This window comes from Lichenibacterium ramalinae (assembly GCF_004137085.1).
GTDB lineage: Bacteria > Pseudomonadota > Alphaproteobacteria > Rhizobiales > Beijerinckiaceae > Lichenihabitans > Lichenihabitans ramalinae.
The window spans coordinates 189,384-216,247 of the sequence record NZ_QYBC01000010.1 but is presented as its reverse complement, the minus strand read 5'-3'; the positions used below and the strand labels follow the sequence as shown (position 1 = coordinate 216,247).

The 26,864-nt window shown below is 67.7% G+C and carries 23 protein-coding genes and 2 pseudogenes; 12 read left to right on the top strand and 13 right to left on the bottom strand.

What is annotated here, in order from left to right; genetic code table 11:
- Positions 1–1,207, top strand: a pseudogene (locus D3272_RS13640) (IS3 family transposase); the annotation flags it as partial.
- Between the two features lie 659 nt (positions 1,208–1,866).
- On the opposite strand, the gene D3272_RS13635 reads toward D3272_RS13640, so the two are convergent.
- Positions 1,867–2,601: a hypothetical protein gene (locus tag D3272_RS13635; protein ID WP_129219742.1), complete on the bottom strand. Its 735-nt coding sequence runs from the start codon at positions 2,599–2,601 to the stop codon at positions 1,867–1,869.
- A gap of 201 nt (positions 2,602–2,802) precedes the next feature.
- Here D3272_RS13635 and D3272_RS13630 point away from each other — a divergent pair, with 201 nt between their 5' ends.
- Entirely contained in the window at positions 2,803–3,429 is a 627-nt protein-coding gene (locus tag D3272_RS13630; RefSeq protein ID WP_129219741.1) for a TetR/AcrR family transcriptional regulator, read from the top strand.
- A gap of 782 nt (positions 3,430–4,211) precedes the next feature.
- Here the strand turns inward: D3272_RS13630 and D3272_RS13625 are convergent.
- From D3272_RS13625 to D3272_RS13615, 3 genes are all read right to left on the bottom strand, one after another.
- Positions 4,212–4,673 carry a hypothetical protein gene (locus tag D3272_RS13625; RefSeq protein ID WP_129219739.1) on the bottom strand — a complete coding sequence of 154 codons (462 nt, stop codon included), beginning with the start codon at positions 4,671–4,673 and terminating at the stop codon, positions 4,212–4,214.
- A gap of 36 nt (positions 4,674–4,709) precedes the next feature.
- Positions 4,710–5,144 (bottom strand): hypothetical protein, encoded by a 435-nt coding sequence (locus tag D3272_RS13620; protein WP_129219738.1) that lies wholly within the window; start codon positions 5,142–5,144, stop codon positions 4,710–4,712.
- Positions 5,145–5,934: 790 nt separating this feature from the next.
- Positions 5,935–6,213 carry a helix-turn-helix transcriptional regulator gene (locus D3272_RS13615; RefSeq protein ID WP_129219737.1) on the bottom strand — a complete coding sequence of 93 codons (279 nt, stop codon included), beginning with the start codon at positions 6,211–6,213 and terminating at the stop codon, positions 5,935–5,937.
- 157 nt (positions 6,214–6,370) lie between these two features.
- Here D3272_RS13615 and D3272_RS13610 point away from each other — a divergent pair, with 157 nt between their 5' ends.
- Positions 6,371–7,054, top strand: a complete 684-nt coding sequence (locus tag D3272_RS13610; protein ID WP_129219735.1) for a hypothetical protein — start codon at positions 6,371–6,373, stop codon at positions 7,052–7,054.
- A gap of 158 nt (positions 7,055–7,212) precedes the next feature.
- Here the strand turns inward: D3272_RS13610 and D3272_RS13605 are convergent, their stop codons facing one another.
- Together D3272_RS13605 and D3272_RS13600 are read right to left on the bottom strand one after the other, a co-directional pair.
- Positions 7,213–8,049, bottom strand: a complete 837-nt coding sequence (locus tag D3272_RS13605) for an ImmA/IrrE family metallo-endopeptidase (RefSeq protein WP_165361343.1) — start codon at positions 8,047–8,049, stop codon at positions 7,213–7,215.
- Between the two features lie 55 nt (positions 8,050–8,104).
- Positions 8,105–8,434, bottom strand: a complete 330-nt coding sequence (locus D3272_RS13600; RefSeq protein ID WP_129219732.1) for a helix-turn-helix domain-containing protein — start codon at positions 8,432–8,434, stop codon at positions 8,105–8,107.
- 329 nt (positions 8,435–8,763) lie between these two features.
- On the opposite strand from D3272_RS13600, the gene D3272_RS13595 reads away from it, so the two are divergent.
- Genes D3272_RS13595 through D3272_RS13585 form a run of 3 tightly spaced genes read left to right on the top strand, consistent with a single transcriptional unit; the run spans position 8,764 to position 15,562 of the window.
- Positions 8,764–11,958: a recombinase family protein gene (locus D3272_RS13595; RefSeq protein WP_129219731.1), complete on the top strand. Its 3,195-nt coding sequence runs from the start codon at positions 8,764–8,766 to the stop codon at positions 11,956–11,958.
- 32 nt (positions 11,959–11,990) lie between these two features.
- Positions 11,991–13,691: a TniB family NTP-binding protein gene (locus D3272_RS13590; protein WP_207210210.1), complete on the top strand. Its 1,701-nt coding sequence runs from the start codon at positions 11,991–11,993 to the stop codon at positions 13,689–13,691.
- Complete coding sequence (locus D3272_RS13585) at positions 13,688–15,562, top strand: TniQ family protein (RefSeq protein ID WP_129219729.1); 1,875 nt, start codon at positions 13,688–13,690, stop codon at positions 15,560–15,562. The genes D3272_RS13590 and D3272_RS13585 overlap by 4 nt, the downstream gene beginning before the upstream one ends.
- An 88-nt stretch (positions 15,563–15,650) precedes the next feature.
- Here the strand turns inward: D3272_RS13585 and D3272_RS13580 are convergent, their stop codons facing one another.
- Positions 15,651–15,857 carry a hypothetical protein gene (locus D3272_RS13580; RefSeq protein ID WP_129219728.1) on the bottom strand — a complete coding sequence of 69 codons (207 nt, stop codon included), beginning with the start codon at positions 15,855–15,857 and terminating at the stop codon, positions 15,651–15,653.
- 872 nt (positions 15,858–16,729) lie between these two features.
- On the opposite strand from D3272_RS13580, the pseudogene D3272_RS13575 reads away from it, so the two are divergent.
- The 4 genes and pseudogenes from D3272_RS13575 to D3272_RS13560 all read left to right on the top strand — a co-directional run.
- Positions 16,730–16,920, top strand: a pseudogene (locus tag D3272_RS13575) (leucine zipper domain-containing protein); the annotation flags it as partial.
- Between the two features lie 569 nt (positions 16,921–17,489).
- Complete coding sequence (locus tag D3272_RS13570; RefSeq protein WP_245496554.1) at positions 17,490–17,759, top strand: helix-turn-helix transcriptional regulator; 270 nt, start codon at positions 17,490–17,492, stop codon at positions 17,757–17,759.
- Between the two features lie 292 nt (positions 17,760–18,051).
- A complete protein-coding gene (locus tag D3272_RS13565) occupies positions 18,052–18,963 on the top strand; it encodes a HipA domain-containing protein (protein ID WP_245496553.1) in 912 nt (303 codons plus the stop codon).
- A 66-nt stretch (positions 18,964–19,029) separates the two neighbouring features.
- A complete protein-coding gene (locus tag D3272_RS13560) occupies positions 19,030–19,512 on the top strand; it encodes a hypothetical protein (RefSeq protein ID WP_129219725.1) in 483 nt (160 codons plus the stop codon).
- A 93-nt stretch (positions 19,513–19,605) separates the two neighbouring features.
- Here the strand turns inward: D3272_RS13560 and D3272_RS13555 are convergent, their stop codons facing one another.
- The 6 genes from D3272_RS13555 to D3272_RS13535 form a co-directional block, all read right to left on the bottom strand.
- Positions 19,606–19,830: a hypothetical protein gene (locus tag D3272_RS13555; protein ID WP_129219724.1), complete on the bottom strand. Its 225-nt coding sequence runs from the start codon at positions 19,828–19,830 to the stop codon at positions 19,606–19,608.
- Between the two features lie 139 nt (positions 19,831–19,969).
- Positions 19,970–21,208, bottom strand: coding sequence for a hypothetical protein (locus tag D3272_RS13550; protein WP_129219723.1), 1,239 nt, complete (start codon positions 21,206–21,208; stop codon positions 19,970–19,972).
- Entirely contained in the window at positions 21,201–22,286 is a 1,086-nt protein-coding gene (locus D3272_RS13545) for a nucleoid-associated protein (RefSeq protein WP_281010943.1), read from the bottom strand. Before D3272_RS13545 ends, D3272_RS13550 begins: the two co-directional genes overlap by 8 nt.
- A gap of 998 nt (positions 22,287–23,284) precedes the next feature.
- Entirely contained in the window at positions 23,285–23,716 is a 432-nt protein-coding gene (locus D3272_RS27970) for a hypothetical protein (protein WP_129219721.1), read from the bottom strand.
- Between the two features lie 50 nt (positions 23,717–23,766).
- A complete protein-coding gene (locus tag D3272_RS27325) occupies positions 23,767–23,949 on the bottom strand; it encodes a hypothetical protein (protein ID WP_165361341.1) in 183 nt (60 codons plus the stop codon).
- A gap of 369 nt (positions 23,950–24,318) precedes the next feature.
- Entirely contained in the window at positions 24,319–24,927 is a 609-nt protein-coding gene (locus D3272_RS13535; RefSeq protein WP_129219720.1) for a hypothetical protein, read from the bottom strand.
- Positions 24,928–25,308: 381 nt separating this feature from the next.
- On the opposite strand from D3272_RS13535, the gene D3272_RS13530 reads away from it, so the two are divergent.
- Positions 25,309–25,866, top strand: coding sequence for a hypothetical protein (locus D3272_RS13530; protein WP_129219719.1), 558 nt, complete (start codon positions 25,309–25,311; stop codon positions 25,864–25,866).
- 195 nt (positions 25,867–26,061) lie between these two features.
- Positions 26,062–26,823, top strand: a complete 762-nt coding sequence (locus D3272_RS27320) for a hypothetical protein (RefSeq protein WP_165361340.1) — start codon at positions 26,062–26,064, stop codon at positions 26,821–26,823.
- Positions 26,824–26,864 lie beyond the last annotated feature (41 nt).

Here is a 26,864-nt window from a genome sequence, read left to right as displayed (position 1 = left end):
CCCGAGGAGATCATCACCAAGCTGCGTCAGGTCGACGTGCTGGTGTCACAAGGGTCGAACGTGGCGGACGCGATCCGGAGCATCGGAGTTAAGGAATTCACCTATTATCGTTGGCGGCAGGAGTACGGAGGGCTGAAGTCGGACCAGGTCAAGCGGATGAGTGACCTGGAGACCGAGAACAACCGGCTTCGCAAGGCGATCGCGGACCTCACGCTCGACAAGCTGATCCTGCAGGAAGTATCCCGGGGAAACTTCTGAGCCCCGCGCGCCGACGCGTTTGCATCGACCATGTCCGTGACGTGCTGAACACTTCCGAGCGCCGCGCCTGCCGAGCGCTCGGTCAGCATCGGTCGACGCAACGCAAGGCGCCGCGGGGCCGCGATGACGAAGAGAACCTGACGGCCGACCTGATCGAGCTTGCACGTCGGTACGGCCGATACGGCTACCGCAAGGTCAGCGCCCTGCTGCGTGACGCTGGTTGGGTGGTCAACGACAAGCGCGTCGATGGTTCGACAGGCTCACCATGAGGGGATCTGGCGCCAGGAAGGGCTCAAGGTACCAGCCCGGCAGCCGAAACGCGGGTGGCTGTGGCTCGGCGACGGCTCCTGTATCCGGCTTAGGCCCGAGCGCCGGGATCACGTCTGGGCCTACGACTCCGTCGAGGAGCGGACCCACGATGGCCGCAAGTTCCGCATCCTCAACGTCGTGGACGACCTCATCCTGAGCTTGTCGAAGGACACCCATGAGTGCCTGGCCATTCGGGTCAGCCGCAAGCTGAAGTCGATCGACGTGATCGACGTCCTGTCCGACCTGTTCGTCCTGCGTGGCGTACCCGATCATATCCGCTCCGACAACGGTCCGGAGTTCATCGCGAAGGCTGTGCAGAGATGGATCTCGGCCGTCGGAGCTAGAACCGCCTACATCGCGCCCGGTTCACCTTGGGAAAACGGCTATGTCGAAAGCTTCAACGCCCGATTCCGGGACGAGCTGCTCGACGGCTAGATCTGCTTATTCGCTCCGCGAAGCCGAGATCGTCATCGAGAGCTGGCGTCGTCATTACAATGCGATCAGGCCCCATGCATCGCTCGGGTACCGGCCGCCAGCCCCGGAGGTCGTGGTGCCAACCTACGCCGCTTGGCTGGCTGCGCTGACCCGATCTGCTTCGCCGGCCAAGCTACCCGTGGCGCAACGGCCTACGGCGCACTAACATCCATACCGGACCACCAAGTGGGGGCCGATCACTCGCGGCTTCGTTCGCCTATCGGAGCCTGAGACCTGAGGATGGCAGCAACGTCGGCGGTCACGCCGATCACGATCCTTGATCGGCACGCGGCGCCATCCGATCCCTACCGTGTGGGCCGATCCGCGCTCGGGTCGCTGGTGGCCAGGCGTCGGGAAGCTCGACCACTCCGGCAGGACCGGGAGACGGTGCCGTAGTCACGCTCCTGGCGCGAGGGACGGGCCACATGGAGACGGACCACAGGGCAGAGCGGGCAACGGCAGGACCGCTTCGAATGTCGAGCCCCATGATCCCACGAGACCACGCGGAGGGTCTCCGTGACCCGCCAGCTCGCTCGACGAGCCGAGCCCCCCTGCCGATCGAGCGGTGTCGGTCGGCTTCGAGGCAGCGACGTGGAGACGGACGTCTCACCTTGGCGTCTCTGAAGCGAGAGGCGGACGGCCCTGGCCGCCAGCCTCTGGACGGGGCTGGTCGGCGCCCCCCGGTCAAGGGGCGACGCTGCCGGACGTCCACGACCTCGCCCCGCATTCGATCGCGAGACAAGGGGGTCTGACGCCCATGCGTCGGTTGCCACATGGTCGGTCCCGTCGGGCAGTCCGACGTGGCTCGGCGCCTGTTCGGCAACGTCAGGCTCGGAGGATCGAAAGCCGGCGCGGGTCGGACGGCCACCAACCCCGCGCGGCGCTCGACACCTCCTCCCGTTCGAAATCGGAGACGCAGAAGAAGCTGACGTGATCGTACATCCCACCCGCGGCGGCGACCCGGAGTAGGAGCGCCTCGAAGGAGATGTTGGCGAGCGGTGAGCCCGGCAGGCTCGGCGAGACCAACAGCGCCCATTGACGCTCGAGGTACCCCGTATTGTTCTCGTCGGCCGACATGAGGGTCGCATCTGCGGACAGACCCATCCACATCCCGCCGTGGGGGGGGATGTTGACGAAGGCAGGATCGGGCAGCCCCCCGATGCGGGCCGCTCGGAAACGCTCGATGATCTCCTGCACCGCCACCGCCTCGAGTCGACCGGGCACCGAGGCCCGCGCGCGCGCATTCCTGATCTCGCCCTGGATCCGTGACAACGGGTACTCGCCGGCCAGGACGGCGTCGCGCGCAGCCATGGCGGCGATGGGGTCGAGCTTCGTCCAGGTCTTGAAATGTTCCAACGCGTTCAGGGAGACCACGACCAATGGGGCCGACCTCACGTGCTCGAAACCGTCGACGTAGCGGCGAACCATGGCGACGGTCAGCCCCTGCTCACTCGCGACCTGCTTGAGCGCTCCCTCGCCGCAGCCACCCTCCAGTTCCGCCAGGCGCGCGACGAGCCCTGCCGCGCGGTCGACCCACGACCCGTTTCCCCGCCTTCCCACTGGCTCGCCGCGCTCCCCTCGCTAACCTAGTCACGAGAATACACGTTGACCTCGGCGGGGTCCACGCCCATCGATGTATCGCTCTTCAAATCCTGCGATCGGGCGTGCGACGGCCGCCCACGGGCACGCGGTCCGGAGGCCGAGGGAACAGGAGCTGGACAGGGATCGATCGGATCCGGGCAACCAAGGGAGGAGGGTGACATGACCTCGCACGATCAGACGTACCAGGCCATCGTGGAAGCCGCTGCCGGAGGTCTCCGCAAGAGCGGCAAGGTGCCAGAGGTCAGCGACCTGGTGGCAGAGCTCGGGATACCGCGGAGAGAGTTCTATAGACATTTTCGCAACAAGGCCGCACTAAGCGAAAAGATGATCCGCGAAAGCGACCAGACCTACTTCAATGTGGCTGAGATTTTCGTCGATTCTGCCAGCACTGCCCAAGATAAGATCAGAAACTTCCTGCGATGGCGAATGGTGCAACGTGTCTGGTGTGCGGAGATCTCCCGACCGGACGACCTGAAGGCACTCTACCAAGACAGGATCGAATACATGCTGCGAGGTCTATTGCGGGAATTGCACGCTGGCCGGGTCCTTGGGGCTCCCAGGGTATACCAGACCGCGACGGAGATCCTCGAGGCGAACGACCGCCTCGCAGACGACCTCTGTTCGGAGTTGAGCGACGAGGTTCACTTCGAGTACGTGGCCGAGGCCGAGGGTCTGGGCTTTTCGGAGGAGGGAATACGTCTGTGCGATGAACTGTTCGATGTCCACTGGGCGTTCGTCTCGAAGCTGCTGCCCATGCGACCCGCCCCGGCGAGGTCACAGGCCTAAGCGTCATGGCTCGATCCGAGCGTCTCCGAGCGGTCCTGCGACGAGCACGACGGGCCGTCTCGCTCGGGCGACGTCCGACGGTGCCCTCGCTTGGGGGAACGAGACGCGGGCGCGCACCGGAGGTCCTTGACCTCCCATGGCGCCGCCACCCCGAGACACGAACAGCAGACCGGACGAAACGCCCGAGATGCCCATCCGACGTGCGGGTCGACAAAGTATGCGGACATACCTGGAGCCAGATCAGACCAGCTAGGGTTCTGACGCGATCAGACGTTTCACGGCGGGCGTGAGGTATGCGGGTCTGGGCGGCATGTCTCAGACCGTGTCCCTCGCGCTCTCACCGCGGACGCGCCAAGGACTTCAGACGGCCGTCGTCGAGCGGTCAAACACGTGCTGCGTGCTGCTATCGAAGGTCCGCGCAAACGTGTAGCCCGTGATCGTATCGGCGATGGGTCCAGTGGACCGTAGCCACCGCACGGCCGAGGCCGCCAAATGGCTCGACGTGTCCGACGTGTTCAGCGTGCGGGCCGACAGCGACCCTGAATGGGCAGTGCTCGCGTTCCGCCCGGGCGTCGGACCACGTCAGCTCATGTTCGGGGAAGGCCAAGGCCGTGGCGGCGGCAATCGGCGTATAGAAGGATCGCCAGCGCCGGCCGGCGAGCCGAGCTCGGGTGTGAAACTTGGCTGTCTGCCGTCGCACCCGGGTACACGCGACAGAGAGATGGTCGAAGGGGCGCATGGAGGGCGATCCGACCCGCGCAGCTACGAGCCGCTTGTTCCGGCTACGTTTTCTTGCAGAGATGGAATTGAACGTACTTGGGCTCGATGCGGATCATCGCCGGCTTCTCGACGCCGACGAAGAGCCAGTCCAGAGGAGTCCGTGCCACACCTCCGAAGCCTGCATCCTTTTCCATGAAACTGAATAATTTATCCTCACCATGATTACCACTGGTAACCCAAGCTGAGTTGTCGGAAGATGCATGGTTGTCAGATGTCTGTAATGACATCTTTGGAATATTTGATGGTGTCAGAGCAAGGTCCATGTTCCCACCGTGGGACGGGAGACTTCCATCGAAGATGCGTAAATAGCTGCCGCCGATCGTTGGGTCGGCTGGCAGTTCGGCCCACCCCACCCTGGGGCAGCCCTGTTGGAACAATGCGATGCCATCCACTGGAAACCCAGAAAAGTATTCGTCTGCTTTGTTCTTAATATAGAGAGACCATCCAGCCAAGGCGAAGCCCACGACGGCGACCGATGCGCCGACAGACTATTTCGCAGCCTACTCGATGACCTTCTTCCGATACTCGCTCAGTAACTGTCCATTCAAACCGTGCTGGCTGCCATTGTCGGTCATGTCTTTGCCGTGATTCGTTGTCTTTGATTCGGCAAGAATGAAGTGAGTTGCCTCGGAATGCGAGCCAAGGAGCATCCAGTGCGAGTCGGTCACCCACAAACATCCTGAGGTGCTGGCCTGGCTGGTCGACAGCCCGCGTTGGACGTTCCACTTCGCGTTGGCCTCATGCCCCTGGCTTAACGCCGTCGAGAGCTGATCTCCCAGGCTGACCCGCCAGGCACTCAAGCGAGGCTTGTCCCGCTCCGTCGAGGACCTCGTCGCCACATCGACCGCTACATCGGCTGGGCCAACGACGGTCCAAAGCCCTTCGTGCGGATCGACTCGGCGGCCGGCGTCATGGCCAAGCTGAAGACGCACCATCCGACCGAGTCAGAGCAACAAGTAGCCGCGCTGCCTCGCGGACCTCGAGTCCTGGTGAGGTCATGACGGATGCCGGGAGGAAGCAGTGACACTTCGGTGCCATTCGACCACCGAGGCCGTCGATCCGCTCGAGGCGTCCCTGTGACCGCCGCGCAGGGACGTCACCCGACCGGTCCCCGTCGTCGCCGTCTCGGGTGGTGCACCGCGTCGAATCGCTGGACGGACCCAAGCCGAGAGCGAGACGCCAGGTTCCAGGCGAGCTTCGGCCCCGCATGGGGAGGCGGATCGACGTAGCTGCGGATCGCCGCTTCGAACCCTCAAACCTCCTCGAGAGCACCACACCGGAGAAGCGCCTCACCGCCGGGCGGACCCTGGGCCACCTACCCTGCGCCGTAGACGCCGCATGTTCGCCCAGGGGGCGCCGCCCCCGAGCGGACTCGCCCGATCGCAGGACGGGCGTAGTCGAACGGTCCCGTCGATGCGGGTCGCGTCTCGCCTCAAGGGTCACCGTCACCGACCAGCTTGAGCGGCACCCGAAGGGAGACGTGGCTCGTCCCCCCAGCCCATACGGCCACACGCCAGGGTACGTATCGGATCAGCCGCGTGTCGCACCGATCCTACGCCAGAGCCCATGCTCAGCCTCACCTCGAATCACCGACCCTCGAAGTCGCCATCCAGGCGACGCCTCAGCTTCGCGACGGGGGCTGACGACGTCATCAGGGCATCCGACGGAGGCGAAGGAGTCGGTCGGCGCGAACGGCGATATTCGCCGTCGGGGTTCGCGACACGCCTACTGACCAGTCCCTTCGTCAGGTCGCGCGGCGGCGGGCGGCGACCTCATGCCGACGCCACCGAAGACGACCACCCCGTCGACCGTCGTGCCGTCCGGGATGAACACGGCCCCCGCCGCCTCGATCGCGAACCTCATCAGTCTGACCTGTCCGGCACCGACCGGCACTCCGGACTCGTACCGGTTGATCGTCGCCCTGCTGACCTCCGCGGCCACCGCGAGATCGCCCTGCGTCATGTTGAGGATCAGCCGGGCGGCCCTGAGCTGGACCGGCGTCACATGTCCCGCCTTTTCACGCCGAAGCCCTTGACGTCCATCACCCCATCACGCATCTGAGATGCACCATGCATCAATTGCTGCACGGCGACTCACCGCGAGTTGTCCTAGACAGGCACTCTAGCGGCGGTGGGCCTTCCCGTCACGTCCCGGAGGAGCGATGACCACCTACATCCCGAACGCGAGGCCCGCCGCACGGGAGGCCGAAGCGACACCCAGAGCCCCGCTGGCCGCGGTTGACACCCGAGTGGCGCGGATCGGCGCCTTCTCGTGCCAGGGTCTCGAGGAACTCTCGCGCTCCCTCGGCTTCACCGTCGCCGTCGTGGCGGCGGTGAAGGACGCTGACGCTCACCTCGAGCGGCTCCGAGCCCTCTGGTACGCCTCCGGAACGCCGATGGAGCACGAGGCCTGGCCGCTGCCGTTCGACTTCGACAACTTCTTCCATCGTGACTGGTGGAGGATCCCCTTCGACGAACGGTGGTTCGGGCGCGACCACCATCCCCTCGCCGACTGCGTCGAGGACGGGTCCCTCCTCGTCCGGCTGCCGACCGGGATCACGAGGGGCAGCTTCTCGGCCTCCTTCCGAGACGGGCTCTCGGAGCTCAGGTTCGAGGTGGTGGCCCGCCACCCCTCCCAGTGCGTCCGGAGGCGCGCCAGCGGCCGGCCGATCGACGTGAGGTCCCGGTACTCGCGGGCGTCCGCCGGCAATCCGACCCCGGTCGAGGTGCGGGACCTCATCGCCTTCTCTCCGCGCACCCTGCCGCGCGTCGCCGACGTCGCCATGGGCACCCTGGCGCGACTCGGCCGCGAGAGCGACGGTGGCGGCGACGTGGGTGATCGGTGATGGGCGCGTCGACGACGGAAGCGCGGAAGATGACCGCGATCGACGCCGGAGCAGGTCGCCCCCGCTCGGTGGAGAACGGGCCGGGATCCCCGCTCGCCGGGAGCGGGCGGGACCGGCTCCGAGGCGGGGATCGTGACATGAACGGGGGATGCCTCCCGCTACGGAGCCACGACCCGGTCGACGACTTCGTCAGGGCACTGGCAGCCTACTGCGCGGAGGTGGACTCCCTGACCGCGAGGGACACGTCCTGAGCCGGTTCGAGCCTCACGAAGGGGTGGAGCCCCCTCCTCGTGCAGGACCACCAGCGAGCAGTCCGGGCGACGCCTGAGGACCTGCTCGACGAAGGTCGCGGGCCGTCGCAGCGGGACCTTGAACCATGTGGACGAGTCACGGAGGGTGCAGGTCCGGAACCTACCCCGGCCGCCGGCAGGTCGGCTCGCGCCGGACCCTGCCGGGACGGCGTCGCCGATCCTGAGCCGAACCGTCGGCATCCCGAAGCCCCCGTAGCAGCGATCGACGACACCCCCTCGTGCTATGATGGCCACCATGGGCGTCCGGTGGAACTCGGCGTACGCCCGGGCGGCAGCGTCGATGCTGACCTGGAACGCCTCTCCGAGCCGTTCGATGCGTCTCGCGTCAGGTGGAGCGTCGGCCATCGCGGAGCGGACGCGGCTTGGCGGGAGCAGCAACAGCGCACCGAGGCGATCCGCCTGCCTCTCCTCCTCGCTGGTGGCCCGTGCCAGACCCAAGTGACCGAGCATCAAGTGCGCGACCTCGTGGGCGATGGAGAAACGCCGCCGCCGCTCCGCGTGGGCCTCGGGGACGATGATCAAAGGTCCGCGTCGGCCGTCAGGCCGGAGGAGCACGCCGGAAGCACCATCGAATGGCACCGTGAGCACCTGCGCGACCCCGAGGCTCCCGGCCAACTCCTCGATGGGCACGGGTCCGTCCACGTGGTCGAACGCCGAGGACGCCAACGACGCCAGGTCCTCCAATCCGGAGCCGCCCCTCAGAGCCGCATGAACGCGAACGAGTAGGGGCGTGACCCACTCACTCGGACCTGAACTGCTTGATGATGCCTTCAATGGTCAACAGGTCCCGTTCTGACAACTTCTTGACTTCGCGGAAGAGCGCCGCGAGTCGCGGCGACTCGTTCTCCGCATCCGGGTTCTCGCCGACGAGGTCGGCGACGCTCGCCCCGTATTCCGACGCGAGCTTCAGCAGCAGCTCGCTCGACGGGTTCATGGGCCGGTTCTCGAGGTTCCAGAGGTGGGACCTCGAGATCCCCGTCGCCGTCGAGACCGCGGCGATGGAGAGGCGCTTCGCCAGCCGGAGTGACTTCAGCTTCCGATTCAGCTCGGTCAGATCCCGGTCATCCATGTCCCCGCCTCCGACCTGAAGTACGCAACAAGTTCACTCCTGCGTCTGCGTCGCGCTCGCGAGTTTGAGAGAGAACCTGCCAACGTCGGGTTAACCACGTCTCAGTGCGTCCTTGACAGCAGTTCCGGATTCGTAGAGCCCTACCGACATCGCCCTCTGGAAAGGGCGTTTTTTGCCTCTCAGAAAGAGCGCTCCACCCGTCCTGGGCCGAGTGGCTCTCGATTCCACCAGCAGCGGCCTGAACGACCACGCGAGAAGCACGGTGGGCCGGTCTCCTGGTCCGCCTCCGAACACGATCAAAACCTTCTGCACAGGGACCTCGTCGAACGATGCGCAAACTCACTTCCGGGACCCCCGACCAGTATAGACTGCCCGGATTTTCCGACTACGACGGTCCGCAGGAGGATCCCGCCGCGTCGATCGCCGGTGACGAGGGCGCGGGCACCGAGCGCGCTCGGAAGCGTTCCCCCGGAAGGGACGCACGGAGGCCCGTCCAGCCGTCTGCAGCGACCGTCGAGGCCGGCACCAAACCCCTCGGTCCGACAGGCGCGGTAGGTTCGGAAGACCGGAGCGGGGGTGGCGGCAGTTCGGAACGGCTCGCCGGCGAGCTCGAGCCGGAGACGCTCGGGCCGACAGACGGCACCCCAGGGTCCATCGAAGGATCGCCCGAACCCTCTGACCAGACGGGGCCGACAGGCGACGCGGATCGCACCTCGGCGATCTTGCCGCCGATCGTTCGACGGTTGGGGGACCGAAAGCCGAAAGGGGCGGATGACGCGGCGGACAGACCAGCGTCGCGCGGTCCGGCGGAGCGGGCCGACGGAGTCGGTTTCGCCGATCTCGGGGACCTCACCGAAGAGCAGGTCGTCGAAGGCCTCGACGACGCCATGCCCATCCAGCGGTCGATGGCCGCGGTGCTGGACGTGCTCTTCGGCGCGAGGCCGACGCCGCCGTCGAGCGCCGCCAGGCTCGCTGCTCGGGGCAAGCGTTTCGTCGGCTATCGCCGGAACAGCACCGACGAGCAGACCGAGACCAGCCAGCCGCGACAGAGCGACGCCATCGAGGCTTACGCGGCGCGCCTGGGGCTCGTTCGCGTCGCACCGGACTTCTGTGACGAGGGCAAGAGCGGCACCACGACCCACAACAGGCATGAGTTCCTCGAGATGTTCGAGATGGCTCGCCGGCACGAGGTCGACATCATCCTCATCGAGGATCCCGACCGCTTCGCGCGTCGACTGGTCGACGCGCTCCGGTTCTACGAAGAGTTGGAGGCGCTCGGGGTCGAGTTGCACAGCGCCAAGCACGGCAAGCTCGACACCGTGCACATCATGATCCTGGGGTACATGGCCGCGGAGGGCCGCAAGCGCCTCCTGGCGCAGATGGAGGGCGGGAAGCGCGTCGCCGTGAGGAGCGGGAAGCACATGGCCGCCCCGCCCTACGGGTTCGCCAAGGTCGCGGACGCCACCGGGCACAGGGTGGTCGTGGAGGAACGTGCCGAGGTCGTCCGGCGAATCTTCCGGGAGACCATCGCCGGCGTCGGCAGCAGGACGATCGCGAAGAGGCTGGCCGAGGAGGGCATCCCGGGACCGCGGCACTGCGCGCGCCTCGACCGAGGTCGGGGGGCGCCGCTCGGCCGCCAGGCCTCGTGGTCCGCGACCGAGGTGCGCAGCATCATCATGAACCCGGTGATGATGGGATTGGTGGTGTGGGGCAGGACCACCCGTCGTCGCGACCTCACGACGAACGAGATCATGTCCACGGAGAAGGTGCACCAAAACGACGTCGTGGTCGGCCACTCCCCCAACGCCGCGATCGTCAGCCAGGAGACGTGGGTCCTCGCGAACCACGCCCGGGAGAGCCGGAGCTTCGGCCGTGGCTCCGAGAAGAGCAGGGCACAGGTCTACCTGTTGACCCCGGTGATCCGGTGCGGTGCGTGCGGATCGCGCATGCATGCCATGAAGTCCTTCGGCAAGGCCTCCTACAAGTGCGTCAGCTCGCTGTCGACCGACCCCGACAGGTGCTCGGTCACAAAGGGCATCCGCGTGGACTGGGCGGAGGCCGAGACGCTCGCGATAGTTCGCGACCGGATCGTCGACGATGACGAGAACAGGATCTTCGTAGCGCGCTACGAAGGCGATTGCCGGGCGGCGAACGCCAGCAGCGTGCGTGAGCTCGGCAGGACCAGGAGCGAGATCGACAGGGTCCAACGCATGCTGGACCGGAGCTTCGCCGACACAGTCGTGGCGGGTCTCAGCAGCGAGACGATCGAGAGGAACCGCCGTGGCTGGGAACAGGAACTGAGGGCCCTGCGGTCGAGGGAGCGCCAGCTAAGCGAGAGGATCGATCCCAAGGTCGGGATCGAGCGCCTGGACACATTGGCCAAGGGCATGGACCACCTCGTCGCCAACGTCCCGAACAAGCCGGAATTCCCGTCGCAGGTCCAGGTCGCGCAAGCCTTCCGGACGCTCGTCCCGGACATCGTCGTCGAACCGCCGGACGGCCAGGACCGGCGCACGCTCAGGATCACGATCGATCGCGACGCTCTGCTCACGGGGAACCGCGACGCCGACGGCGAGCCCGAGATCGTGTCCGTCACGATCGACGAGAAGGCGGGTTTCGCCCGCGAGTTCGCGGAGCGGCAGAAACGCGAGGACGAGCCGGTGATCGCCGCCATCGGCGGGGATCTCCATACCCTTCCCGACGACGTCTGGGAGCTCGTGCGTAGGGACTTGGACGACATCCGGCTCGCGGGTGACCTTCGTCCCCGGCCGGTGGTGGAGGGCCTCCTGTCCCTGCTCAAGACGGGTGGGAAGTTCACCCGTCTGCCAACCCACCTCGGCGACCCCGAGCTGTTCAACAAGGCGGTTCGCCGCCTGGTGTACTCGGGAGCTTGGGACGCGCTGGTGGCCAACCTGCGCAAGTACAGGCCCGAGTTCCTGGCGGGTGCCGACCTGAGGCGCATGGAGACGACGAGTTGGAAGCGCCAGCAAGACCGCTCGGCCACGTTTCGGGCCTCCCAGCCCGGCGATCGAGAGGAACTCGTCGCGTTAATCGCCGCCAGCGAAGATCCCGAAGAGATGGTCCGCTTCAAGGTCGCGCTCGCATACATCGACGGTCACACTCGCGCCTACACGGCACATGACCTCAAACTCTCCCTCAATTGGACCTCGAACATCACCTGCCAGTATCGCCGCGGGGGTGCGGAGGCACTGAAGGCCAAAACGCCGCCGAAGATCTTGACTCACAAGCGGAAGTTGTCGCCCGAGCAGCGAGCGGAACTCTGCGCCTTGGCTAGGTCCGGCGTCGATCCCGACCGCGCGGGCGAGGACGGCCAGCTTCGAGGCATGCGCCACAGCGACCTCGTCCGGATCTGCAAGGAGCGCTTCGATGTCGAGCACTCGCTGACGGGCATGATCTCCATCATGCGCCGGGAGGGGGTCAACCTCCGCGAAGCCACCCGGGCAGCGTTCCTGGGGAGGCCGGCTGGCTCGACCCCGTCGCTGCCGAACGGGGCCTCGCCGTGAACCTGTGCACCCGCCTCCGACCCGGGGACGGCTTGCTCGTCTCGGACGAGGGCGCGGCGGGAAGTGTGCCCTTCCTGGTCATGTCCCGGTCCGAGACCGGTTGGCTGCTGGCCGACGGTCGGAAGGGAGTGCGTGACTTCGGTACAGCGGAGATCGCCACCGCTGATGCGGAGGGCCGGATCCTGCACCTGCCGCTCGTCGCCGGCTTGACGACCGACCTCATGCTTCAGATGCTTCCCGACTCGATCCGCGAGGAGATCGGCAGGCGCCTCGCGCACGTGCTCCGCGTCGAGCAGCTCCTCGCACGAGGGCTGCGCCTGATGGTCGCCTGTGCCGCGGAACCCGGCGGGATGGGGACGGCCGTCGCGGACGGGGGAGGCGACGAGCACGGCCTCGACGCCCCGAAACCCGTGCCCTGCCCCTCGACGGTTCGGCGTTGGCATCGCGCGTGGGTGGCGGCGGACAAGTGCCCTCTCGCCCTGGCGCCGCAGATCCACCTACGCGGGAACCGAACGCCTCGCTTCGCGCAGACGGACGACGGAACCCCGGGACCTCGCGACCTGATCGGGGAGACGCTGGCGCGCCACCACGAGCGGGGTCGCGGTGCTCCCGCGCGGGCGTACCGATCCTATCGGGAGCAGTGCGTCGGCCTGGCCGTGACGCCCGTCAGCGAGTCGGCGTTCCGGAGGGCCCAGCGGGCGCACGCGTCGACCGATCCCGTCACGAGCACGCCCGACGGGACGGGCACGCAGCCCCCCACGGACTCGCGGATCGCCCATGCCGAGTTCGTCCGGTCCCTCGAGGTCGTCAGAATGCACGACCAGGACAGGGTCACCCCGTCCACCCCCGTCGAGGAACGCCTCCTCGTGCTGGCCGGCTCCCGAGGCGTCGGCGTCTCGACCCTGCTGTCCGCTCACGTGCGCGCGCGGGGGCCGGGAGCGTCGACTTCAAGAGGCGGAACCCTGCTCGTCGAGGCCCCGGCCCCGGCCTACCGGCCCGGGCTCGGGGCCGCGATCCTCAAAGGACTGGGCCTCAACCCCAAGAAGACCATGGGCGTCGAGCAGGAGATAGCGGCCATCAGAACGCAGTTGCGGCACCACGACGTCGGGCTCGTCCTGGTCGACAACGGCCACCTGCTCGTCGAGGGGTCCGCCGAGCACCGCAGGCGATCGTCGAAGTTCGTCGCCGACCTGATCCAGGCTGTGCCGGTCCGCTTCGTCCTGGCCGGCCGACCGCCCCTCCTGGCGCTCCGGGAGTCGCTCGGGCCGCGGGGACCTCGGGTCCACGAGATCCGGCCCTACGAGCCGGACGGCGCCCTGCGCTCGGCGGAGTTCGCCGACATGGCCGCCAGGATGGCGACGGCTCGTGGGAGGTCTTGGCCCACGCCTGCCGACCCGACGCTGTTCGACCGCCTCTGCGCGGCGACCGGGGGCGCTTACGCCGAGGTGGACAGGTACCTGGGTCTGATCGCGGGCGGCTCCGTGCCGATCGTGTCGTCCCTCCTCGCCGAGGTCGACCTCGGTGGGCTGGCGGGCCCTCCCGACCTCGACCCCTTCCGCTGCGAACCTGATCGCCTCCGGGAGGTCTGGTCGATCAGGTCAGCCGACCGCGAAGACCTAGGCAGGGGTCGGTCTCGCCCGTCACGATCCGTCGTCGCGGCCGGCTCGCGTCCCGGACGCGGGATGGGGTCCACCACCTGCCCGGGCCAGCAACAGGAACGAGGATCGTCATGAGCGTGAACAAGCTCCGGATCGGCGTGGACCCGGCACCGCACGAGCCGGCCTACGGGTTGCTGGCGCGCTTGGCGGTCAGGCATGAATGTGCGGAGATCGGAGCCTTCGCCGTCCTCGCCGGGGCTGACGCGACCGTGGCAGCCAAGCCGTTCGCCGACCTGACGGGGTTGGCGGCCTCGCTCACCGGCGAGGATCGCCCGCAACTCCTGCGGCGCTCCATGGTGCGAGACGCCGTCGGCAGGACGACCCTGCTGGGCGAGGTCATAGACCACAGATACAACCCGAGCCTCGCGGGAAACTTCGGGCGTGTCTGCCCCCTGTGCCTCGAAGCGGACCGGCGCCTTCGTTCGGGTCCCGTCGACTGCCGAACTCACCGAAGGTGCTGGTGGGACGTCGCGGCGCTCAGCGTCTGTCACGAGCACCGCGTGGTGCTCCTCAGCCGCTGCCCCTCGTGCGACTCGCGATTGGACCGCACGCGCGTCCAAGTCGCCACCTGCCGTTGCGGACATGACCTGACGACGGCATCGACGCAGGCCGTGGACCCGCACGACACACTCGGCGACGGATATCTCATGGGCCGTCTCGGCGTCGTCCCACGTCGACAGCACCGGGTCCTCGATCAGGTCACGTTCGGCCTGTCGGCGGACATGATGCTGCACGTCGGCCTGGCAGCATGCTGGCCGGCGGCCCCGCCCTTCGCCACCGAGGTCGTCGCTCTCGACCGGGCACGAGCGATGAGCGCCGGCATGCGGGTCCTCGGCCGCGGCCCCGAGGCGTTCAGGGAGGTCCTCGACGCCATGCTCGCCGCGGTGCCCGAGAGCAAGCGATCTCCCACGCGGGTCTACGGCGCCCTGCAGCACAAGCTCAGCACCGCGCACCTGACCTTCGCGTGGCTACGGGACGAGCTCCGGGCACACGCCGAGCGCAACATCCTGCGGAAGCCCGCCACACGCGTGTTCGGCGAGGTGCCGGCAGCCGAGTCCTGGACGACCCTGGGCCAGGTGGCCATCCGCTGCCGCTGCGCCGTGGAGCGTCTCGAAACCATCGGCCGGATCACGGGCATCCTGGACCTCGACTTCCCCGCGTGTCGGTCGACGCCGGTGACCTCGAAGGTCGCGACCGAGTTCGAGACCATCATGGAGGAGAGCATGGAGACGGCCGACGCGATGAAGGCGCTGGGACTGAGCCAGCCGACGTTCAACCAACTCGTCGCGGCCGATCTCCTCCCACGCGCCTTCCCGATCGACGGGACGACCATCCCGGCCCGTTATCGCAAGTCGGACGTCGAGAGCCTGAAGCAGCGCGTGACGGGCGGCGAAGCGCTGACGTCGATGCCGCCCGGGGCTGTCACCATCAGGTCCGCCGTGAGATGGTGCTGCCGTCCCCTGGGCGACATCCTTCGCGTCGTGGTCGAGGGCCAGGTCCCGATCGTCGGCAGGCTCGCCGGCAAGGACGGGGTCTTCGAGGCCGTGGTCTCCAAGTACGCGGTCCTGGCAGCGCTGCCGCGAGAGACGGATCCCGACCTCGTCTCGATCCCAGAGGTCCGGCGGACGCTCGGTGTCTCGCAAGGGACGATCGCCGTCCTGAGGTCCCAGGGGCTGCTGCCCCGGTACAAGGGCCGGAACGAGATCCGCGTCGTCTTCGGCGTGCAGGCCCAGCAGCTGAAGGCCTTGGACGCCTCCGTCATCGGGACGATGCGCCTCGCATCTGCCGTCTCGCCGCGGACGCACCCGACCATCGTCCATCGTCTCCTGCAGATGGCCAACGTCGAACCGCTCGTCCCGGCCCCCGAACCGCTCTTTCCCCGGGCCGACGCCGTCGCCGTCGTCCGGGCCTGGACCGAGCAGGTCGGCCGTTCGTTCTCGATCTGAGGGCGGACATTCCAACGGACGGCTCGCGGCGCCGAGCCGCCTTGGGACCGCTGGCGTGGGATCGAGGTCAGATCCCGTCCAGCCGGCGTCAGTCCCGGGCCGTGAAGTCGTCCGGCCGGATCGCGGCCGCCAGGCTGGCCGGCAGACGCTCAACGGTCTTGGAGAGCAGACGGCCGGTGGCGACAGCGCCCCACAAGGCCCTCAGGCCGTCCGGGGTGATCAGATGGCCGACCACAGTCGACTTGTCGATGCCCTTCAAGCTATCGGCCAGCAGAGTCGTCGTGGCAACCAACAAGGGACGGCCGGTCCTGTGAGGGACCATCGAGAACTGCCACACTGACGCGCATCTGCCGAAAGTCATGCGCCGCACCTTCTTCAGCAAGAGGCATGGGCAGCGGCTTGGTGCACTGTCTGATCGTCCACCGGGTCGCCACGACGCGAGTGTCGAGGCGCCTGACAGTTGGTAAGCTTCTCCGTCTGCGACGCCGACGGCGATCCTCGACCGGCACTACGACGCGGCGCCGGACGACTTCCGTCGACTATCGAAAGCTCGAAGCCGGATCTTCGGTGACCGTGGAGGCCGTTGCAGGAACTATCCGGTCGGGCGCTCGGTGCGGCATCGTCGGGCGCAACACCTGGCAGCACGAGCGCGAGCCAGCAGAACAGGTCCTGGGCGAGATCGCAAAGCTGAACCGTGGCGTCGAGTGCGACAACTAAAAGCCTTGTGGAACGCTCGTCCCAGCCGCGAGATCCACCCTACGCTCGGCGAGATCAATCCACTCGGCGCGAGCTGCCTCGACCAGGACGAGTTCTGCCCATCGGGTGGACGGCAGATCTACTGAGTGTCACTAATGCTGAACCATCGCTCATTGGAACCGAGGCTGGCCATCGCGCCGGCGCCCCCGATCAGTCCCGACCGGGCAAGAGGACACGACGCGCATCGTCGGTGACCGTCCCTAGAACAAATCGTGATCTGGCGGAGTCACCGGATCGCGTGAAGATGCTCGCAGAAACAAAGATCTAGATGTGAGCTTTCCATAGGTTGTCCATCCGATCCGAACCGAGGAAGCTGAGGTTGCGACGCTTCAGCCCCAAGGAAGGGACCGGATGAACATCCACAAGAATGCCCGTTTGACGCCGATCGGTCGAGAGCGACTGGTGCGGTAGGTGGAGAGCGGGCAGACGCCGGAGGCGGCCGCACAAGCCGCAGGCGTCTGCCCGCGGACGGCCTGGAAATGGCTCGCCCGGTATCGGGCCGAAGGCGTGGCTGGCCTTCGGGATCGGTCGTCGCGGCCGCATCGCCTACGCGCCCGACGCCCATCCAGATCGTGACGCAGAGCCTGCAACGCGAGCGCCGGGCGTGCTCGGCCGGCGGCGACACGCCCGTGCCGGCGGTGGCGGGGGCGTTCGGCGAGGTCTTCGCGATGGCCGACCTCCGGCTCGCCTACGCCCTGTCCTGCCATCGGGCCCAGGGGAGTCAGGCGAGGCTCGTGGTGGCGTCGTTGGCCGACACGCCCATGCTGACCCGAACTGGCTCTACACCGCCCTTACCCGGGCCGAGGAGACGGTCGTCCTCGTCGGGACGCCAGGGATCCTAGGGCGCGTGATGGCCCGGCCCCCGGCTCACGAGCGTAGGGTCACGGGCTGCACCTTCGAGATCGCCCCCCTCGACCTGAGCTCGGCGAACGACTCGCGAGTGCGGCCGTCGATCTCGGAGGGAGTCCTCGCGATGCCGATGGGGAAGGGCAAACGACCTCTCGCACCCCGCACCGACCTGTCACACGTCCCCGAAGAGACCGTGCTCTCGTCATGACGCTTCATTCATAGCGCCATGTATGTTATAGCACTCACTAACCTGCTTAGTGAGTGCCCTAGCATGCCTCGTGCGGTCACCCTGTCCACCGATGAGCTAGCCGGGCTGTCTCGGATGGGCGACACGATCCGGCTCGCGCGTCTGCGTCGCAACCTGAGCCAGGCCGAGTTGGCCGATCGCATGGGAGTGGTCCGCTCGACCGTCGCCGCGATCGAGGCGGGCAGGCCAGGATCGAGGGTCGACGTCCTGCTGAGGGCCCTCGTGACCCTGGGTTACACTGATCGGCTCAGCGAGATCCTCGCATCGGACCCCATCGGGGACGACATGGACCTCGACGTCGGGCGCCAACGGGGTGGGAGGCGTCCCGATGTGGGAGCTTTCTGAGGCGGGGCGCATCGACACGTTGTTCGTCTTCAGACGATCTGGGACGGGTCACGTCGTGGTGGGCGTCCTCGTCTTCGAAGGCAGGGGCCGCGTCCGTCGAGGCCGCTTCCAGTACGCCCCGAGCTACCTGCGAGACGGCGGGCGTTGGGCGATCGATCCCGTCTCGCTCCAACTGGGCCCGCGCTGGCGGAACGCGTCCCCGTCCGAGGCGCCCCTGGCCTTCCACGACTCCGGTCCGGACGGGTGGGGCAAGAGCATCGTCGACCGCGCCTACCCGGACCTCGAGCTCGGCATGGCCGAGTACCTCGCGTCGAGAGGAGGTCGGAGGACCGGTGATCTCCTCTACGGGCCGACCCCCGAGCGACCCGACACGTGGCGCCCGACGGCCGAACCGAGCCGCGGCTCCGCCGCCGAGGATGACGTGGGCATGCTGCTCGACGCCGCCATGGAGGCGGAGGAGGGTACGGCGACCGCGGACCAACTCGCGCTGCTGGTGCCGAGCAGCGCCGTCGGCGGGGCGCGGCCCAAGGCGAGGGTTCGGGTCGACGGGGTGGACTGGATCGCGAAGTTCCCGGCCTCGTCCGACCGCTTCGACGACCCGAGGATGGAGGCCGTCTGCCTCGACGTCGCCGAAGCCGCGGGGATCGCGGTGCCGGAGAGGAGGCTCCTGCGCCTGCGCCGTGGCACGGCCCTGCTCGTCAGGCGGTTCGACCGCGACGAGCGCGGTGGGGCGCTCGCCTATCTAAGCGCGGGCACCCTGCTGCGACAGGGTATCGACGTCTACGGCACGAACCAGACCTACCTGGACATCGCCCTCGTCGGCCAGCGCATCGGCGTACCGGGCACGAGGGAGGAGATGTACCGTCGATACGTCGTCAACTCGCTCCTGCACAACACGGACGATCACCTCAGGAACCACGCCTTCATCGGTGACGCCGGCGGCTGGCGGCTCTCTCCCGCGTTCGACGTCGTCCCTCACGTGGGGCGACAGACGCACGTCTGCGCCGCCGCCCCTGGGATCGGGCATGGACGTGATCCCCTCGGGGCGCGCCACGTCCACCGGAGGTTCGGATTCGACGCCACGATCGGCGAGGCCGTCTACGAGCGGGCGCTGACGGCCTTCTCACGGATCCGCGAGTTCATGGACGCCCGCGAGGTGACGGAGGGGGATCGCGCCTTCGTCCTCCACAGACTGGGTGCGTGAGTCGGTCCCGACCGGCCCCTCTCGGGCATGGGGCGCCCGAGGACGAAGGAGGACGCCGGCGGGCCCGTGGACAGCGCCGGCGTGCCCGTCGCCGGGGCGGGCGACGTGCGCAAGCTCGTCGTGACCAGGCGCGAGGTTAGGGAGGCGCTTCGGCAGATGGCGGACGGCCCGCTGGAAGTCCTATCTGGACGGTGGTCTGGCGCCGGGAGCCGGGACGAGGACCTCGGCCCGGTCGCGCCCGCCCTCGTGGCCGTGATCCCGGCCGTCCGCTTCCGCACGGCCCCGATCGGGTTCGGCGCCCTTGGGCCGTGGTGCGCGACGGTCGGCGTCGCGGCGCTCCGAGCGTTGGACGACGGCTTCGGCCGGGGCCGCCTTCGCTCGCTCGAGGTCGACCTTGGCGAACTCCGGCGTGGCGGGGAAGGGGCGACGAGGGCCTTGGCGCTCCTCGACCAGGCCCTGGCTCACGCGGCGCATCGCCGGGCCGCGCGCCCGCCGTCGAGCCGGGGACCCACGAAGGACGACGAAGACCAGGAACGCGACGATCCATGACCGTGGTTCCGCAGTGGTCTCGTCGTCTCCACCGTACCTTCCTCTTGGCTCCGTACCAGGGGTCGACGGCCCCCTAAGTCCGGTCGTGCCGCCTCACCCCTTTGGATCGACCGCCCGTCGGATCACGCCGCTTGCCCGATCCCGGAAGCGATGAAGCTGCGTGGTCCATCCGTCGTCGAGTTCCGCATCGTACCACGGCGACGCGTTGACCATAGCCTCGACCACCGCCCGCGTCGTCTGTGCCGTCTCGATGAAGAGATCGCCGTCCACGACGTCCGCCCGTGGCAGCCGGTCGTCCCGATCCTGACCGGTGTCCAAGTGCCCGCTCCCGCTGCGACGAGGGGCCATCGCCCCACGGATCCAGGGCGTGGCGCCGTGGCCTCTCACGGGCAGCGGGCGCGAAGATGCTTGGCCGGTCCTCGAGCGATCGGAGGCGCGAGGACGCGCCTCGAGGAGCCTAGAGCCTGACGGAGAGGCGGTCGGAGCCGTCACGGAGAATGGCGGCGGCAGGTGGGTCGACGCATGCACGCGGATCCACGCGGACCAGGCCCACGAAGCCGACCGTGGTCAGCGCCCCCCCGAGGAGGCCGACGAGGGCGATGCTGGCGAGGACGGCCCTCTGCCATCGGATCCGGCGCCTGAGGCCGTCGAACACGGCGGTGAAGCGGTCGTCGATCGCCGCGTAGTCAGACAGGATCTTGGACCTCTGCCGGGAGACCTCCGCCTCGATCGCACCGAGAGTCAGCCTCTGGTTCTCGAGGGCGAGCCACAGCAGGAGGACGAACACCCACGCCCCGGCCAGGACGGCGACGTCGATCCAGAACTCGCCGCCGCAGTCCTTCGCCGGCTTCAGCTGGGACGCGACCACCACCGTGGCGACCGGGATCCCGAGCATCTGTCCCTGCACGTCGACGAAGGTCTTGTGGATCTTCGAGAGGTAGTCGAGCCGCGCGTCCTCGACGTCGCTCCTCACCTTGTCGTACGAGAACTCCGACGCGAAGAGCCGGTACCCGTCCCTCACGCCGGCCAGCACCTCGTCGAGCCGCCTCAGGACGTGCCCGAGGCGTCCCTGCCGGGGCTGGCCGGCCGCCACCCCGACCACGACCTCGGCCAGGATGGCCAGCTTCTGCTCGCGGTGCGTGTCATCTCCGAACGTCGCCAGCAGACCGGCGGCGGCCTCCGCGGGGGTCGCCGCGACGTCCGCGGCGTCATAGGTCACGGGCATCGGCATGCGCCCGTCCTTCATGAACATCATCTCGCGTCGGATCGGGTCCAGGAAGACCGCCGCCTGTCCGAGGAGACCGACCAGGGCCAGCACCCGCCTGTAGGCTTCCAGGTCGGCCGGCGGCGGGACCGTCGACCGATGGTACCGACCGTCGATGACGTAGAAGTCCACTGGCTCGGCGATGGTCGCGCCCGGCCATGCCAGGAGGGCGTCGAGGTTCCTGGCGAGCAGGCCGAGCGTGGGCTTCGGCGCGTCCAGCCGCACCCTGACCGTCGCCCCGAGCACGACGTCCTCCGGCTCGGACAGGAGGACGATCCCGGTGTCCGAGGCGGCGCGGTCGTCGCGTTCGACCAAGGCCAGGTCGTCGCGGACGCCGACCGTGGCGACGTGCAGCGATCCCTCGTCCCCCTCCGGGTCGAAGGTGACGTTGTCGTAGACGACGATCAGCCGGTCGAACCCGATCTCAGGCATCGACGCCGACGTCCTCCGACAGCTTGGCCTTCAGGTCGGCCGGCAGGTCCCGCACGACGAGCGTCTCGTCGGCGGCCCTGTACTCGATCTGTCCCGCCGTGAGGGCGGCGCGGTCGAACTCGATCGACCAGAGCGGGGTCTTGGCGCGATAGGACACGAGCAGCCTGAGGGTGCGGGCGTCCGGGACGAAGCCCTCGCTCAGACCGCGCGCGGGATCCGCCAGCACGGCGACCAGGGAGGCGGGATCGTCGGGCACGAGTTCGTTGGCGAACGTCTGGAACTCGAGCTCCTCACGCTCCTGGTACGACCTGAAGCAGATGCCCCGGGCGCGCGACAGGAAGGCCTCCCGCTCGACGAGGTCCATGCCCCTGCCGTCGGCGAACGTCCGCAGGGCCTCGACGAGCCGCTGCGTCTCGGCCTTTGCCTGCATGGTCAGGTCGCAACCGAGGAACTCCTTGAAGTAGTCGGCCACGTCACCCTTCCCCTTGAGGAAGTTCACGTACCGCCTCTCGTCGGCGCGCCACCCTTCGATCGCGACCCGGCCAGCGAAGCGGAAGCCGTCGAGGTCGAGGTGTGGGGCGTCGCTCACCCCGCTCAGATCGCGGGCCAGCGCGGCGCCGACCTTGTCGTTCAGGATGGCGACAAGCAGGAACTGTCCGGCGTCGTCCTCGAAGTGGGCGAAGAAGACGTGCCCGAAGCCGGCGTTCGGCTTGCGGCGGGCCTGCGTGAGCAGCGTCCCCATCATGCGCTCGGTCATGTGGCGGAAGCCCCGGCCGTCGCCGTCGAGGTACTCCCTGAGATACCGCTGCGTCGGGTAGTTGTCCTCGTCGGCGGCGAACCTCCCGTGCGCCTTCCCGGTCCGGCGACCGTACAGGGCGTGAAGGTCGTCGATGACCCTCTGCGCCGTCGGCGACACGGCCATCTCCCTGTCACTGAGGCGCACGTCCAACGTCGTGCCCGAGCGAGTGAGGTCGTGCACGGCGACGCCGATGATCCGATTGGCCAATTCGCCCCGCCGTTGATTCTCTGGAAGTCGAGATAGCGATTGTGCGCATTCGCCGGGACGAACGAAAGCCATCTCGGCGGTTTCAGAGCCACTCATCTCGTCACACCGGGCGATGTGTGACGAAGCGTCAGACGATCGCACGGACGAGCCGGAAGCGATGCGACCTGCCCCCGACGCCCGCTACGTCGGCCTTGCGTCCATGACTGACCTCATCGCCCGCCCGCCGGAGTGGGTCTCGAGCGTCTTGGAACATAGGCGCTCGTCGCGGCACGAGCCATAGAGCCGTCGGCAACGTCCTAGACGCGTCGATGGGCGCCGAGCCCGCGACGAGGGCGCTCGCTGTGGCCGACGACCCTATCGACGCCCCCCAATGGTGCGGCCGCGTGCAGATCGACGCCTCGATCGGTCGCTGCGGGCGAGCCGCGCCCTGCGAGGCCCGTGACGTCAGGCGGCCGACGGACCCCTCGCGAAGACGGAAGCCGCTGTCTCCCTCCTCGCCGACGCGGAAGAGCGGGGCAGCTTCGAGACCATGCCGCCTACCGGACGGCCCAGCCGTACCAAAAGGCGCAGGGCCCGACCCGCGGCATCGGAAGGCAACCTACTGCATCAGAGCCGGATCGTCTCCTCGCGAGCGCTTGGAGGGTGCAGCGAGAGTTGGAGAGCGCAAAATGTTGCACGTTATGCGGCAGATGCGGACGTGATCCCTGTGTCGCTATCTAGTTCCGTTTCATTTTATGATGTCCCGAGCGGAGGAGAGGCATAAATACCCTCTTGACTTTCGTCTAAAGACCATCTGCATCGCTGCAGACCCAAGGCAACCTACTATATGTCTACATAACTAAGAACGTCGAAATGCTCTTGCCACTCTGGACATACAGCACCTTCCCATCTCAGCTATGCCCGTGACACTCGAAAACGCGATTTTTCGGCCCAGTCCTCGGAAGGATCGAGCTCGGACTCTGCAACTTAGCGACCGCGTCGCGCAAGGTTCGCCTCGACCTGCGTAGGTCGATGCCGATCCTGTGGCGAACCGTGCGGACGGGGCGGTACGGCCCACACCGTCGGGATGCTCAAAGGCGGTATGGCCCTGTGAAGAGGTCCCCCAATGCCCGTCGGGCCAAGTAGGTCAACCTGCGACGCCTTAAGTGCTCGGGCCTGTCGTGCAGCATGTGGCACCGCTGGCACAGCGCCACGAGGTTCGAGGCGTTGTTGTTGGTCGGGTCGTGGTCCCGGTGACACGTGGCGAGCACGACCCGAGTCGTACGCATGCGCTCCAGCAAGCTGTGGGGTGGTCTCAAGCGGCGAACCGACTTGCCGGCCCCGTCCCGCCAGCGCTCCGAGTCCTCGTCCCACCACCGCCCGTCGCCCAAGTGCAGTACGAGGCGCCCGTGCGGTCGGCCACACCCTTCGCAGCGCCCTTTGGCACGCCGGAAGCGGATGGAGACCGACAGCTCGCGCCAGTCGATCGGGTAGAGCCAGCGGTGGTGCCGGCGGATCGGCATGGGACCTCGAGCCACCAGCAGGGTGGGTCAGAGCGCGGCGGGTCGCTTCGTTATAGAGGAGCCGACATGCACGCGACAAGGACGTCCTCACCCGACACCTGCAGTGCGACCTTCCTGTAGAACCCGGCCAGCAGGTAGATGGCCAGCGCTTGGACCTGCACCATGGCGTCCATGCCGATCGCAGCCTCTCGCGAGCGCTCGGCCGAGGTAGGCAGGACCGATCTACGGATCATGCCGGAGCCGAGGCGGCGCTCGCAGACCACGATCGTCGCCCGCCGGGCGCTCAGGGAAAGGCTGCCCGGAACTGCAGCTCGTGGCCTGGTCGTCGTCCCATCTATCCCGTCCTCCAGTCTTAAAAGCCATACGCCAGGGTGGACCACTTCAAAGGGGGAGTCGCACTCGAGGGGGCTTGCGACCACGCACGACCGACCGTGAGTAGGGCCGGGTCCCGTACGTTGGGGGGACGGGGGGACATCGGTGCCCCCAGTGGAAGGGAGGCGCAGAGGTGACTGGTGCGGTCGCGAAGCCGAGGCCTGGCATTCCCCTCGCGAGCCTCGACCGAAGCGTGCAGCAGGTCGGCAGCCCTGGCGCGAGCGAGTACGCTACAGGATCGAGATCCGACCTGGTTCGAAAGGCCACCAACCCGCCGCGGCCTTCGACACCTCCTCGCGCTCGAACGCAGAGAGGCAGAACAGGCTGACGTGGTCGTAGATCGCAGCCGCGGCGGCGACGCGGAGCAGGAGGGCCTCGAAGGGCAGGCCCGCGAGCGGCGACCCCGGTAAGGCCGGCGAGACCAGCAGCGCCCACTGGTGTGACCGGTAGTGGACCCCTTCGTCGTTCACGAGCATGAAGGTCGCCTCGGCTGAGAGGCCGATCCAACTCTCACCGGCCGAGTGCACGCTGATGCCGTCGGGGTGGGGCACGGCCTCGATCCCGGCAGCCTCGAACCTCTGGATGATCTGGTCCACGGACAGCGGCTCCGGGGCCACGGGCACCGAGGCCCGCGCGCGCGCGTTCCGGATCGCACTCTGAATCTTGGACAGGGGGACCTCGCCCGCCAGGACAGCGTCTCGCTCAGCCGCCGCGCCGAAGGGGTCGATCCTCGCCCAGGTCCAGTACGTCTCGAGCGCGTTCACGGAGATCGCGACCACCGGAGCCGATTTAACATACTCGTACGCGTCGACGTACCTCCGGGCCATGGCAACGGACAATCCCGCCTCCTCGGCGACTTGCTTGAGGGCCCCGCCATCCCCTTGCGTGCCGCTCAGTTTCTCCAGACGCGCGGCGAGGTTCGCAGCGCGTTCGACCCAAGCCCCGTTCCCACGCCTGCCCACGGTTTACCAACCTCAAACGTCACGTGGCTCGCGATAGGGCTCGACGTTGACGAAGGCAATCCTCGATCATATTGATGATACTACCATCAAATTGGTGGCTGGTGACCTTCGCAGGTGTGGCGGGAGTCACGGACGAACGGTCCGGCTGAAGGCGCCTGAGACCGTGACGCTCGAGGGAGAGTAAACATGACTTCGGCAAGCCCGACGTTCGTGGACATCGTCCAAGCAGGAACCCTGTATATGTGCAGGATGGGGACCGTGCCGGAGATCAGCCTACTAGCCGAGATGCTCCAGATCGACCGTCGCGAGTTCTACAAGCACTTCCACGACAAATCGGAACTGCATGCGGTGATGGTCCGGGCACATGACGCCCAAGTGCGCGAGCACCTGAGCCAAGTTTTGGACGCGGGCGGACCGGCTCTCGATCGCATCGTAGCCTTCCTGCACCGGATGATGAACATCCGGCTCGGACACGTGATGTTCGAGCGACCGAGGAGCATGGAGACGAGCCTGCAGATCGAGGTCGGACGGATGTTCCGCTCCCTGCTCAGGGAAGGCTGCGCCCGAGGCGAGTTCTCGATCCCGGACGTCAATCGAACCGAACGTGCGATAATGCACGCGACGGATATGTTCCTGGACCGGCTCCCAAGGGTGTTCGCCGACCCCGACGAGGGTGAGCGTCCCCTCACGGACAAGCAGATCCAGGTGTACGAGCAGCTCTTCGCTCAGCACTGGCTCGAGGTAATGCGCCTCCTGGCGAACGTCCCCAGCATCGCGAAGGGTAGCTCGAGGCGCCGGCGCGCCGGCGCCGGATGATCGATCGATGCCGCGGTCGCGGTCTGCCTCGAGGGACTCGAGACGAGCATGAGCCTTCGAAGGCCGAGAGACGCGTCGGGCGCGAGCAAGCGGGAGGTGCCGGCGCTCCCTCGTCGCGTCCCCGTAGAGGTCTGATGTCGACGGCGGTCCGGACGTGGGGGCGTTCCTGATCCCCGTTTGTAGGGAGCGAGGGTCATGTTCGACGAAACGACAGGGCGGACCGTCCATGCGGGGCGCTGGGCCGGCCACGGCGGCGCGGACGAGGCGATCAGACACGCCGAGGCTTCCAGTGCGCTGGCCGCTCGAGATCAATTCGTACTCGCCCGGGGCGCCAGGCGCGTCGCGGTCTGGATCGCCCTCCGCGCGATCACAAGGCCGTCCCGTACGGAGCAGGAGCACGACGCCGCGTCGTCAGGATCGGACGCGCTCCTCCACCACCTCGACGCGTGGCATCGCGCCCACGTCGGGGCGCTTCTCGAGGCCGCCTCCTGGGCCCAGGCGGAGCGACGCGTCCGGACGGGATTGCGCCCGTACCGAACCCTACCCTCGGATCGACGCGGCGACGGAGGTCGGATCCGCCCCACGAGCGGAGTGCCCGTCGCGAGGTCGGAGGACGTCCCGCCGGACGACCTCGAGCGGTACTGGGCGGCGGCCCTGGCCGACGTGTCCTCGTCCCTCTCGGCCGCGATCGACGCACTAGGCAACGTGCTCGCCTTGGGCGAGCTGGGATTGGCGACCGAGGACGCTTGGGCCGCCTTCGAGGCGGCGACCATCGAGCTGTGCCTCGAACCGGCCGCCTCCCTCGCCGATCGCCTGCACTCACGCAGGGTGCTGCTGATCGTCTGGAAGACGGTCCGTAGGCGACGACCACTGATCGCGGCCCTGCTGCGGCGGAAGCTGTCGCTCGACCGCGGGCGGTGGCCGGGATCGGGCCTCGCGGAACCGTTGGACGGTTAGGTCAGGATCCCTGAACGGGATGCTGCGGTGTCGATCGGTGT